Source organism: Corynebacterium appendicis CIP 107643 (assembly GCF_030408415.1).
Lineage (GTDB): Bacteria > Actinomycetota > Actinomycetes > Mycobacteriales > Mycobacteriaceae > Corynebacterium > Corynebacterium appendicis.
Genome location: NZ_CP046976.1, coordinates 189,226 through 201,260 on the forward strand (window position 1 = coordinate 189,226; position 12,035 = coordinate 201,260).

Annotated in this window: 13 protein-coding genes; 10 read left to right on the plus strand and 3 right to left on the minus strand. The window is 64.2% G+C overall.

Translation table 11 applies throughout. The features are described from left to right. Nucleotides 1-136: 136 nt before the first annotated feature. Both lpdA and CAPP_RS00990 read left to right on the plus strand, forming a co-directional pair. Entirely contained in the window at nucleotides 137-1,549 is a 1,413-nt protein-coding gene (gene lpdA, locus CAPP_RS00985; RefSeq protein WP_200803241.1) for a dihydrolipoyl dehydrogenase, read from the plus strand. A gap of 212 nt (nucleotides 1,550-1,761) precedes the next feature. Beyond that, a complete protein-coding gene (locus tag CAPP_RS00990) occupies nucleotides 1,762-2,043 on the plus strand; it encodes a hypothetical protein (protein WP_076598104.1) in 282 nt (93 codons plus the stop codon). Nucleotides 2,044-2,145: 102 nt separating this feature from the next. Here CAPP_RS00990 and CAPP_RS00995 read toward each other — a convergent pair whose 3' ends face one another. Next, nucleotides 2,146-2,634: an SRPBCC family protein gene (locus CAPP_RS00995; protein ID WP_076598103.1), complete on the minus strand. Its 489-nt coding sequence runs from the start codon at nucleotides 2,632-2,634 to the stop codon at nucleotides 2,146-2,148. Nucleotides 2,635-2,972: 338 nt separating this feature from the next. On the opposite strand from CAPP_RS00995, the gene CAPP_RS01000 reads away from it, so the two are divergent. From CAPP_RS01000 to CAPP_RS01035, 8 genes are all read left to right on the plus strand, one after another. Further along, on the plus strand, nucleotides 2,973-3,731 hold the full coding sequence (locus CAPP_RS01000) for a succinate dehydrogenase cytochrome b subunit (protein WP_076598102.1): 759 nt from the start codon (nucleotides 2,973-2,975) through the stop codon (nucleotides 3,729-3,731). A gap of 20 nt (nucleotides 3,732-3,751) precedes the next feature. Continuing rightward, the gene (locus CAPP_RS01005) at nucleotides 3,752-5,827 is read left to right on the plus strand and encodes a fumarate reductase/succinate dehydrogenase flavoprotein subunit (protein ID WP_076598101.1); all 2,076 of its coding nucleotides are present in this window, start codon (nucleotides 3,752-3,754) and stop codon (nucleotides 5,825-5,827) included. Next, the gene (locus CAPP_RS01010; RefSeq protein WP_076598100.1) at nucleotides 5,827-6,576 is read left to right on the plus strand and encodes a succinate dehydrogenase/fumarate reductase iron-sulfur subunit; all 750 of its coding nucleotides are present in this window, start codon (nucleotides 5,827-5,829) and stop codon (nucleotides 6,574-6,576) included. Before CAPP_RS01005 ends, CAPP_RS01010 begins: the two co-directional genes overlap by 1 nt. A gap of 136 nt (nucleotides 6,577-6,712) precedes the next feature. Beyond that, on the plus strand, nucleotides 6,713-7,090 hold the full coding sequence (locus CAPP_RS01015) for a hypothetical protein (protein ID WP_076598099.1): 378 nt from the start codon (nucleotides 6,713-6,715) through the stop codon (nucleotides 7,088-7,090). A gap of 85 nt (nucleotides 7,091-7,175) precedes the next feature. After that, on the plus strand, nucleotides 7,176-8,486 hold the full coding sequence (locus CAPP_RS01020) for a DUF445 domain-containing protein (RefSeq protein WP_076598098.1): 1,311 nt from the start codon (nucleotides 7,176-7,178) through the stop codon (nucleotides 8,484-8,486). A 49-nt stretch (nucleotides 8,487-8,535) separates the two neighbouring features. Next, nucleotides 8,536-9,333: a CGLAU_01105 family protein gene (locus tag CAPP_RS01025; protein ID WP_076598097.1), complete on the plus strand. Its 798-nt coding sequence runs from the start codon at nucleotides 8,536-8,538 to the stop codon at nucleotides 9,331-9,333. A gap of 99 nt (nucleotides 9,334-9,432) precedes the next feature. Continuing rightward, nucleotides 9,433-9,687 (plus strand): DUF2516 family protein, encoded by a 255-nt coding sequence (locus CAPP_RS01030; RefSeq protein ID WP_412459482.1) that lies wholly within the window; start codon nucleotides 9,433-9,435, stop codon nucleotides 9,685-9,687. Between the two features lie 44 nt (nucleotides 9,688-9,731). Continuing rightward, the gene (locus CAPP_RS01035; protein ID WP_076598096.1) at nucleotides 9,732-10,364 is read left to right on the plus strand and encodes a hypothetical protein; all 633 of its coding nucleotides are present in this window, start codon (nucleotides 9,732-9,734) and stop codon (nucleotides 10,362-10,364) included. On the opposite strand, the gene CAPP_RS01040 is transcribed toward CAPP_RS01035, so the two are convergent. Further along, entirely contained in the window at nucleotides 10,361-11,140 is a 780-nt protein-coding gene (locus CAPP_RS01040; RefSeq protein ID WP_076598095.1) for an LmeA family phospholipid-binding protein, read from the minus strand. The genes CAPP_RS01035 and CAPP_RS01040 overlap by 4 nt on opposite strands. Before the next feature lie 66 nt (nucleotides 11,141-11,206). Next, entirely contained in the window at nucleotides 11,207-12,022 is an 816-nt protein-coding gene (locus CAPP_RS01045; RefSeq protein WP_076598094.1) for a class I SAM-dependent methyltransferase, read from the minus strand. Nucleotides 12,023-12,035 lie beyond the last annotated feature (13 nt).

The window sequence follows — 12,035 nt, forward strand, 5'->3', positions numbered from 1 at the left end:
GATCGAGGCAAGGGAATCGAGAGCTGGACGGGAAACCTTCAAGAGTGATTACCATGCCAAACCCGCCGAGAACTTTGAAATGGCAATCGAATCCCCGTCTAAGCACGATCGTGAAAACGGACGTATCCTTGGCACCGTGGCTAATGAACATTATGACGTTGTTGTACTCGGCGCCGGCCCCGGTGGCTACGTCGCCGCAATTCGCGCAGCCCAGTTGGGCAAGAAGGTCGCGGTTGTAGAGAAGCAGTATTGGGGCGGTGTGTGCCTGAACGTGGGCTGCATTCCGTCGAAGTCGTTGATCAAGAACGCTGAAGTGGCGCACATTTTCAACCACGAGGCGAAGACGTTCGGCATCAAGGGCGATGTCTCCTTCGAGTACGGGGATGCGCACAAGCGTTCCCGCAAGGTCTCGGAGAAGATCGTCGGCGGCGTTCACTACCTGATGAAGAAGAACAAGATCACGGAGATCAACGGTCTCGGTTCTTTCAAGGACGCGAAGACGCTGGAGATCACCGAGGGCGATGACAAGGGCAAGACGGTCACGTTCAATGACTGCATCATCGCTACGGGTTCCGTGGTGAAGACTCTGCCGGGCATTGAGCTGTCGGAGAACGTGGTGTCTTACGAGGAGCAGATCCTCAACCCGGAGGCGCCGGAGAAGATGGTCATCGTCGGTGCGGGCGCGATCGGCATGGAGTTCGCGTACGTGCTGTCCAACTACGGTGTGGATGTCACGGTCGTAGAGTTCATGGACCGCGTTCTGCCGAACGAGGATAAGGACGTCTCGAAGGAGATTACCAAGGCGTACAAGAAGTTGGGCGTGAAGCTCCTGACGGGCCACGCGACGACGGCGGTGCGCGACAATGGCTCTTCTGTCGAGGTGGACATCCAGAAGAAGGGTTCCGACGACACCGAGACCCTGACGGTGGACCACGTGATGGTCGCTGTCGGCTTCCAGCCGCGCACGGAGGGCTTCGGCCTCGAGAACACCGGCGTGGAGCTCACCGACCGCGGCGCGATCGACGTCGACGAGCGCATGCGCACCAACGTTGACGGCATCTACGCAATCGGCGACGTGACGGCGAAGCTCCAGCTGGCGCACGTGGCTGAGGCACAGGGCATCGTCGCGGCCGAGACCATCGCGGACGCTGAGACGATGGAGCTCGGCGACTACCAGATGATGCCGCGCGCGACGTTCTGCAACCCTCAGGTCGCTTCGATGGGTTACACCGAGGAGCAAGCGCGCGAGAAGTTCGCGGACAAGGACATCAAGGTCGCTACCTTCCCGTTCTCCGCGAACGGCAAGGCGCTGGGTCTGGCGGAGTCGCAAGGCTTCGGCAAGCTCGTCGTGGACGGCGAGTACGGCGAGATCCTCGGCGCCCACCTGGTCGGAGCGAATGTCTCCGAGCTGCTGCCGGAGATCAACCTGGCGCAGCGCTTCGACCTGACCGCCGGCGAGATCGCGCGCAACGTGCACATTCACCCGACTCTGTCGGAGGTGCTCAAGGAGATCGCGCACGGCGTCGAGGGCCACATGATCAACCTTTAGGCTTTTCGCTTATCGACGTCGGTAAACGCTCCGAGCCCAGCTCGGGGCGTTTTTCTATGGCCTCGTGGACAGTGTTTTAGGAAGAGATTTAGCCGGTTAGCACGACGAAACGGTATTTCGCCGATAGAGCAAGGCGCAGCCAGTCTTAAAAGGCGCTTAGAACTGATCCGCCGCTCTGTTGATCGAGGTGGGGCCAATAGCAAGGAAACGTCATGTCTAGCAGCATCAACCCCGATCAGGACCCGTTCTCTGGGTCGGAGCCGGGGCAGCAGGGCCAGTACGGCTACGACGGATACGGCCAGCAGGGCTATGACCAGGGTTATGGCCAGCAGGGCTACGACCAGCAGATGGGTGCCGCACCGTACGGCCACAACGCGCCGCAGGGTGGCAACGGCAACATCGTCTTCCCGATCCCGGAGAGCGACGGCGACGAGGGCACGTTGTCCATCCAGCGGGACTTCAAGGACGAGAAGAAGTTCTTCAAGCTGAAGTAGCTTCCAACGCGAAAAGCGCTCCGCCGCAGCTTATCGACGAGCTGTGGCGGAGCGCTTCCTGCTCTGCGCTACATCCTGGGCGCTAGATCGGGGGGGAAGTGCTTAGCCCTTCTGGGTGGGGTTGTCGGTGCCGTCGAGGGCGGAAGCCAATGCGGCGAGGGACTCTTCCATGGCCGAGTCGTCGAAACTCTCGGACATCTTCCGCACCTCGTCCGACTCGATCTCACCGCGGTCGTAGGTCAGGGTGACAGAGGTGCTGTTGGAACCCTCGGAGGCGAGCTCGTACAGCCACTTTGCGCCGACCTCGACGTCGGCGGTGAGGTTCGCCAGGTTTTGCCAGCCGATGACCTTGTTCTCCTGGAAGGCGAAGACCTCGTTGCGGGTTTGGTAGTCGCCGTCCTCCTTGGTCATGTTCATGACGAAGATGTCGCCGACTTTCTCCAGCTTCGCGTCGGTGTCGGCAGAGACAACCATGCCGGAGTTATCAGTCTCGGCGTGGCGGGACGGGTCGGCCAACAGCGCAAAGATATCGGCTGCCGGCGCGTCGATTACTCGGGTTGCGGAATTCGTGTTGTTCGTCGATTCAGTCATGAGCCCCACTGTAACGGAATCTGGCGGTCCGCCTCGGGGTGCTAGGGCTGTGGGGGAGGGGATTAAGTGGATTAAGGGTGATCTAACAAACCAAAGTTCGACACCCTTCGGGGTTGTGAATGTGCGCAAGAATGCCCGGGGTGGGTGCAGGTGGGCTAATTCACAATTCGGGGGAAAGGGCGGGCGTCGAAAAGCTGGTGCTGATGTGAACTGGGGTGTTAGACGCGCGTCGTGGCCGTCGTCGAGAACGCGCTGCGTTGGGCGGGGGGGTGGCGCCGCATGCCAACTAGTGGGGAACCTTCGGTTAATCGTAAAGTTGAATCGACACTGGAGGTGCCATGACTGTTCAACATGCAGATCGTGACGCAATTCGTCACGGCAAAATCACTGAGGAGCCGCTGCGCGAGCGGCCCGGAGTGCCGACCTGGGCGCTCAAACTCACAATGGCCGTCACCGGCCTGATTTTCTTCTTGTTCGTCATCGGCCACATGGTCGGTAACCTCAAGATCTTCATGCCGGACCACGGCGCAACCGCGGCTATCGACGAGTACGGCACATTCCTGCGCGAGATGGGCCAGCCGCTGTTCCCGGGCAGCTCGCTGCTGTGGATCATCCGCATCGTCCTGCTCGCCTGCCTCGTGCTGCACGTCTGGGGGGCACTCGCCCTGAAGGCGCGCTCGAGCAAGTCGCGCGGCAAGTTCCGCCGCACCAACCTGATGGGCGGCCTGCAGTCCACCGCCGCACGCTGGATGATCGTCACCGGCATCATCCTGCTGCTGTTCATCATCTTCCATCTGCTCGACATGACCATCGGCGAAGTCGTCGCCTCCGACGCTTTCGTTCACGGTGCCGTGAAGAACAATCTGCTGGCCACCTTCGCGCCTGCTCGTTGGCCGGTGACGCTGTTCTATGTCATCGCCATGATCGCCCTGTTCCTGCACCTGACCCATGGTGTGTACCTGGCGGTCTCCGACCTGGGCTGGCTGGGCAAGCGTGGCAGCGCGATCATGGTCGTGCTCGCGTACTGGATCCCCGCCATCGTGGTGATCGGCAACATTGTGATGCCTTTGGCCATCGCATTCGGAATGGTGTCTTAGGAACGGCTGGAGGAACCCAAATGACTACTGCACACAACTCGGGCAACACTAAGCCGAAGAACGGCGCCGCGAAAGCTCCGTCTAACGGAGTCGACGCCAAGGCTGAGGAGAACAAGGACTTCACCAACCCGAAGTCCAAGGCCGCCGGCGTCACCCCGGGCAGCATCCTTGAGAGCAACGAGCCCAAGGGCATCCCGATGCGCGACATGTGGACCTACCAGAAAGACCACATGGAGCTCGTTTCCCCGTTGAACCGCCGCAAGTTCACCGTCATCGTCGTCGGCACCGGCCTGTCCGGCGGCGCTGCCGCCGCCGCGCTCGGCGAGCTCGGCTACAACGTGAAGAACTTCACCTACCACGACGCTCCGCGCCGCGCGCACTCCATTGCTGCACAGGGTGGCGTGAACTCTGCCCGCGGCAAGAAGATGGACAACGACGGCGCGTACCGCCACACCAAGGACACCGTCAAGGGTGGCGACTACCGCTGCCGCGAGTCGGACTGCTGGCGCCTCGCTGTCGAGTCGGTCCGCGTGATCGACCACATGAACGCCATCGGCGCTCCGTTTGCCCGCGAGTACGGCGGTACCCTGGCGACCCGCTCCTTCGGCGGCGTCCAGGTCTCGCGCACCTACTACACCCGCGGCCAAACAGGTCAGCAGCTCCAGCTGTCCACGGCTTCTGCGTTGCAACGCCAGATCCACCTGGGCAACGTGGAGATCTTCACGCACAACGACTTGGTCGACTTCATCATCACTGAAGAAGACGGCAAGAAGCGTTGCGAGGGCATTGTCACCCGTAACCTCATCACCGGCGAGCTGGTGCCGTTCACAGGCCACGCAGTCGTGCTGGCCACCGGCGGTTACGGCAACGTGTACCACAAGACCACGCTGGCGAAGAACTCCAACGCTTCCGCCATCATGCGCGCGTACGAGCACGGCGCATACCTGGCGTCCCCGGCGTTCGTGCAGTTCCACCCGACGGGTCTGCCGGTCAACGCCAAGTGGCAGGCGAAGACGACGCTGATGTCGGAGTCCCTGCGTAACGACGGCCGTATCTGGGTCCCTAAAGAACAGGGCGACGACCGCAACCCGGCCGACATTCCGGAGGAGGAGCGCGACTACTTCCTGGAACGCCGTTACCCCGCTTTCGGCAACCTGGTGCCGCGTGACGTGGCATCCCGCGCGATCTCCAAGGAGATCAACGCCGGCCGCGGCATCGGCCCGCTGAACAACGCCGCATACCTGGACTTCTCCGACGCCATCGAGCGCCTGGGCAAGGACACCATCCGCGAGCGCTACTCGAACCTGTTCGAGATGTACGAGGACTCCATCGGTGAGGACCCGTACGAGGTGCCGATGCGCATCGCCCCGACCGTCCACTTCACCATGGGCGGCCTGTGGACCGACTTCAACGAGATGACCTCCATCGACGGCCTGTTCGCCGCCGGCGAGTGCTCGTGGACCTACCACGGCGCCAACCGCCTCGGCGCGAACTCCCTGCTGTCGGCGTCCGTCGACGGCTGGTTCACCCTGCCGTTCACCGTCCCGAACTTCCTGGCTGGCCACCTCAACGAAGAGGTGCTAAGTCTGGAGGCCGAGGAGGTCTCCGCAGCTGTGGCCCGCTCCCAGGAGCTCATCGACCGACTGATGAACATCCACGGCGCCGAGCCGCACGGCCCGGACTACTACCACGAGAAGCTCGGCGCGATTCTCTACGAATCCTGCGGTGTCTCCCGCAACGTCGAGCTGATGGAGAAGGGCCTGAAGGCCGTGCGCGAGCTGCGCCGCGACTTCTGGGCGAACGTGAACATCCCGGGCGAAGCGATGGACATGAACCAGACCTTGGAGAACGCGATTCGCGTCGCGGACTACATCAACCTGGGCGAGCTCATGATCATCGACGCTCTCGACCGCGACGAGTCCTGCGGCGCCCACTACCGCGAGGACCACCTCTCCGAGGACGGCGAGGCAGAGCGCGACGACGAGAACTGGTGCTTCGTCTCCGCATGGGAGCCGGGCGGCGATGAGAAGTTCATCCGCCACGCCGAACCCCTGTACTTCGATTCGATCCCGCTGATGACAAGGAACTACAAGTAATGAAACTGACACTTGAGATCTGGCGTCAGGCCGGACCCGACACCGAGGGCAACTTCGAGACCGTTCAGGTCGACGACGCTGTCGAGCAGATGTCGATCCTGGAGTTGCTGGACCATGTGAACAACGCCCGCGTCGAGGCAGGCGAGGAGCCGTTCACCTTCGCCTCAGACTGCCGCGAAGGTATCTGCGGCACATGCGGCCTGTCCGTCAACGGCCGCCCGCACGGCGCCGGCCAGAACACGACTGCCTGCCTGCAGCGCCTGTTCAACTACAAGGACGGCGACACGCTGCGCATCGAGCCGTTCCGCTCCGCAGCCTTCCCGGTGATCAAGGACCTCACCGTGGACCGCTCGGCGCTGGACCGAGTGATGCAGCAGGGCGGCTACGTCTCCATCCAAGCCGGCACTGCCCCGGATGCGGACACCCTGCACGTCAACCACCAGACCGCGGAGAAGGCTCTCGACTTCGCCGCCTGCATCGGCTGCGGCGCTTGCGTCGCTGCCTGCCCGAACGGTGCAGCGCACCTGTTCACCGGCGCGAAGCTCAACCACCTGAAGCTCCTGCCGCTGGGCCAGGAGGAGCGCGGCAAGCGCGCGCGCCAGATGGTCGACGAGCTGGAGACCAACTTCGGCCACTGCACCCTCTACGGCGAGTGTGCCGACGTCTGCCCGGCGGGCATCCCGCTGGAGGCGGTCGGCGCGATCAACAAGGAGCGCGCACGCGCAGCCTTCCGCGGTAAGGACGATTAGGTCACCACAGCGCCCCCGCCCCCAGCCGTGAATCGGGGAGGGGTTGGAGTGGCCGCGACGATCTATAATCGAGTAGTGGTCGCGCACGGCGCGCACGGCACACCCCCCTTAGGTTTCAGGAAAGAGAGACAGTTCCATGAGTGGACACGCAGGACCCGCACCTGTTGCGGATATTTCGGTCGAGAGCTTCCCGGAGTACGGCACCGCCATCCATGACGGCTACATTGACGGCTACGACCCGGTGTCGCTGGGCGCTCCGCATTCCTCGCTGATCAAGCACATCACGTGGGTCGGCATGGCGCTGCTCCTGGCGTCGCTGGCTGGCTTCGGCACGCTGATCTACGGTGCAGCCACCACGATCTGGGGCCACGGCGCAAGCAGCGACATTTCGGAGACCGTGCTGATCGCCGGCGGCATCATCACCGCTGTGACGCTCATCGGCGGCATCGTCGCCATCCGCGCGGGCCGCTCCGGGTACCGCAAGTACCGCAAGGATACGGGCCGCATCAACTAGCTCATAAGGGGCGCGCCGACGCATAGAACCTCCTTCTCGCGCACGGAGTGTGAGGGGGAGGTTCTTTTGCGCTTTAATACGGTGCATGGGAAAGCATGAGATGGAGTCGTCGATAAGCGGAAAGCTCGCTGTGCCCAGCCCTTCGCCGGAGGTGGAGGCGGAGCGTCGGCGCTCGCTGCGGATCCATAAGGCGTGGGTGACGGGGCTGCTCGTGCTCGCAGCGGTGGTGTACATCGCGTGCGAGTGGTGGATCACGCGCGGCGCGGCGCCCGCGTGGGTGCCGTACGTGCGCGCGGCGTCGGAGGCGGGCATGGTCGGCGGTCTCGCGGACTGGTTCGCGGTCACCGCGCTGTTCCGCTACCCGATGGGCATCCCGATCCCGCACACGGCGCTCGTGCCGAAAAAGAAGGACCAGATCGGCGGCGCGCTCAGCGAATTTGTCGGCGAGAATTTCCTCAACGCGGAGCTGATCACGGAAAAGGTCGCGGAAGCGAACCTACCGGAGCGCGCGGGGGAGTGGCTGTCGCGGCGTGAGAACGCGGAGAAGGTCTCGGAGCAGGTCGGCCGCTTCACGGGCAACGCGATCGCGGCGATCGACCCGAAGGACGCGGAAGCGCTGATCAACCACCAGGTGCTCGACCGTGTAGCGGAGCCCGCGTGGGGGCCGCCGCTGGGCCGTATGCTCGACGGGCTCATCGCGGACGGCAAGGTCGAGCCCGTCGTGCAGGACATCATCTCGTGGGGGCGCGCGAAGGTGGGCACGATGGAGGAAGCCGTGGTCACGATGATCGACGAGCGCATGCCGAGCTGGGCCCCGCGATTCGCGAAGGACCTCGTCGGGGAGCGCGTCTACCGCGAGCTCGCGGATTTCATGCGCGAGATCGACACCGATCCCGACCACGACGCGCGCAACGCGATCCGCCGCACCATCGCGCAGTTCGCGTCTGACCTGCAGTTCGACGCGGACATGATCACCCGCGTCGAAGGCATCAAAGCTGACATCATGGGGTCCACGGCAGCGAAGTCCGTCGCGGGGGAGATGTGGGGCACCGTCTCGCAATCGCTTATCGACGCCTCCTTCGACCCCTCATCCCCCCTCCGCCGCCGCGTCGCCGCACTCGCGCAAGAATGGGGCGGGCGCATCAGCACAGATCCTGAACTCCGGGCCTCCCTGGACGAGCGGATCCAGGGAGCATCCCGGTTCATCGCCGACAACTACGCCGCCGACGTCACCGCGATCATCTCCGACACCATCGAGCGTTGGGACGGACGCGAAGCCGCCGACAAGATCGAGCTCATGGTGGGCAAGGACCTGCAGTACATCCGCGTCAACGGAACGATTGTCGGTGCACTGGCAGGCCTGGTTATTTACACTGTGACGCAGATACTGTTCTAGACCGTTCGACCGAAACTAGGCTTTCCCGCCTGCGCACAAGGAGACCGTCATGACCGACAATTCCGCTTCCAACAACCCGTACAGCTCCGGCAACACCGGCGATTCCGGTGCGTGCAACGACGACGGCATCATGAACACCTTGAAGGGCGCCGGCGAAGCCTCCCTCAACGCGTGGTCCCGCCTGGGTGACCTCGCTGGCGAGTTCGGCCGCAATTTCCGTGCCGACCGTGACGCCGCTGCTTCCGGTGGCGCCCACGCGGCCGACAGCGAGGACCTCACCGACGACCACTCGGGCTTCGGCGACCAGTTCAAAGCCGCCATCGCCAACGCCCGCCAGGCGTACGAGGGCGCGGAGAACGACCGCGATTTCCGCGCCGCCACCGCCTCGCTGGCCGGCGACGCCGAGTCGATCTTCCGTGATTTCGCCGGTTCCGTCACCCGCGCCGCCGACACTGCCCGCGAGTCCGACCAGGCCGGCGAGATGAAGACCGCTTTCCGCGATGCCGTCGACGAGGTCCGCGAGACCTTCAACGTCGCCGTCAATCAGGTCCGCAACCGCGGCGCAGAGAAGGACGGCGCAGACGGTGCCGCAGCGGAAGGCGCAACCACTGGCACTGCCACCGACAACGCCACCGAGGACACCATCGCCGATATGCGCACGCGCCTCGACGACATGATCAACCGCCTCGGCTCGGTCTTCGACCGATCTGATTCCGGCGATGCTGCGGGTGCCACCGGCGCCACAGACGCGACTCCGGGCACAGATGCCGGCTCCGATATCATCGACGGCGAGGTTGTCGAGGACCGCGGCTTCAACACCGACGGCCCCGACCCGAAGAACAACTAATCTTTCCTAGAAGGTAGGCACGATTTCCCGATGACGCTGTTTCAGCTTCCCGAGCTCACCCTGGAGAACTGGATCATCATCGCCCCGTCGCTGCTACGGATGATGCTGATGACTCTCGTCGGCATCGCCGGGTTCGTCGGGGCTGTCATGGCGGGCCTGACGCGCGCGGACGCCTTCGACGCCGGCGACCGTATGCCGAAGGTCGCGTGGGTGGCCATTCTGCTGCTCAGCGGCTTCGCCTGCATCAGCAGCTTCATGTTCTTGGGCCTCATCGGCTGCGTCTTCATCGGCCTGTACTTCTTCGATGTCCGACCTCAGCTGAACAACATTCTGCGCGGCAACTACGGTTGGTAGAACTCCCCAGGGCCTTGCCATTCACGCGATGTTGTGGAGTAGCCATGTCTGAGAACACGGATTTTGCTTGGCTCGCCGACCGCATCGGCCGCGCCGAATACGCGCAGTTCGCCTTGGCTGCGGCCCCGGAAACGAGGGGGGAACACGAGGAGCAGGCGGCGTTTGCGGATCTCGTCGGCACCGCCGGCGCGGGCATCGTGTGCGAACCCACCCAGGTGACCCACGTGAAGCGCGCTCGCGGCGGCCCCCTGATCGCGCTGATCGGATGGCCGACGGGGCGGCATCACAGTCTCATCAAAGCCGCTGAGGCGCGTCTCGCGGTCGACGACGGCGCAGACGAAGTGTGGGTGGCCGTGGACGCCGCGGCGCTGCGGGACGGGGCAGCCGGTGTGAACGCGGTGCAGGCCGACATCATCGCGGTGCGCCAAGTGATCGAGGAGCCCACGCGGTTCGGGATCACCTGCTCGGCGTCAGCGGGGAAAGAAGCGCTCCAGGCGCTGGCTGATGCCGTGGGAAAGGTGGGGGTCGATGTGGTGGCGGTGGACGTCGATAAGCCGGGTGAGCGCGAGCTGCCGAGTGTGGCGTGCGAGCTGGCGGTGCACGGCGTAATCGACTCCCTGGACGCTGCCGCGGACCTGCTGCTGGCGGGCGCGGACCGGGTGTTTCCCGTGCGCTAGACGGGCAGCTCGCTGAGCTGCACGTTCTCGCCTGCGACCGTGATGCGGAAGCCGTTGTCGATGACCTGGAACTGCTGAATCTTCATCGGCCCCACGACATCCTCGTTCAGGCCCTTCTGCAAGGCGTTGCTGACTGCCTCAGAGAAGAAGTCGGGCAGGTTGCGCCCGAGGATCTGGGTGGATTCAGCGGTGAAGGCGATCTGGCCGTTCTCGCTGACATCGGGGCGCAGCTCCACGCCGAAGGCACCGTTGGAGAACGTCACGGTGAACGTGCCCGCGGCGGGGTCGGTGCCCACGTCGGAGACGGTGAGGATCTCGTCGTACTCGGCGAAGCGGCCGTCCTGAGCCTCGTTGAGGGAGTGGCGGAGCTCCTGTTGCAACATGTCGCGGAGCAGCGCCTGCGGAATCTCCGTGTGGAGGATCAGCTCGTCGGCGGTGGGGTTGTCTTGGTCGAGGACGAAACCGGTGGCGTCGATGGTGGCGGGCGGGTTGCCGATGATCTCGTCGCTGTCCGGTACCAGCGTCGACGGCACCTCGATGTTGATGTGCTGGAGTTTCCCGCGGGCGAGGCCGAGAAGGACCGGGGAAGCGCCAAAACCAACGGATGCGTCCTCACGCATGTCGGAGCTCTCCGGTGCGGAGTCGCTTATGCCGGCCCGGATCTGCTGAGCGATGAGCGCGCGGACAGCGATCTCCCCGATGAACAGCAAGATGAGGAGGCCGGCGATGATGCCCAGGACGATTTTCCAGCCCCGGCCAGTGGAAGTGCGGGTCATAAATGCCCATTGTGCGTGACAGTTCTTATATTTGACAAGCTTGTCATCGTTTACAGGCGCAGTAAATTAGCTGTTCGGCGCCACCGCGGACCAATCCACAGTCAACGTGTTGTCGCGTATGCGGCGGCGCACAGGTTCAAGGGGCCATCCAGCGTCGACGAGCAGCTGGTGGGCGTGGCGCCAGCGGACGCGCGGGCCGTGGGGCGCCCAGCCGGAGGAGCGTTCCCAGGCGTCGTCGGCGGCGGCGAGAAGTTCGTGCACTGGTTCGCCGGGGATGTTGCGGTGGATCAATGCCTTGGGGAGACGCTCGGCGACGTCACTGGGTTGGTCGACGTCGTCGGGGGCCCAGGCGAGGGTGAGGGTGCGGGGGCGGGCGGTGGCGTCGATAAGCAGCCATGCGGCGCGTCGGCCGAGCTCGTCGCAGGTGCCTTCGATGAAGAGGCCGCCGGGAGCGAGGTGTGAGGCGACGGTCTCCCAGGCGCTGACGACGTCGTCGACATCGTATTGGCGCAGGACGTTGAAGGCGCGCACGAGGTGGGGCCGGTAGCCGGCGAGTTCGAAGCCACCGAGTTCAAAGGTGACGCCGTCGCGAGGCGGCAGGACGCGGTCCGGGTGGATTTCAAGTCCGACGACGCGGGTGGCCGGATTGATCTGGCGCAGCCAGCCAGCCCATTCGACGGTGGTGGTGTGGGATGCGCCGTACCCGACATCGACGGCCAGCGGTTCAGCGGCCCCGCGCAGCAGCGACTGCACGTCAGGGTTGTAGCGCGTCCACCGGTCGGAGCGGCGCAGCCGGTTGTAGCCGGTCGTACCTCGGGTAATGACGCCAAAAGGCCGGCCATTTCCGCCCTGCGCGCGCAGGTTGTGGGCATGGTCGGCCATGGAAAAGAGCTAC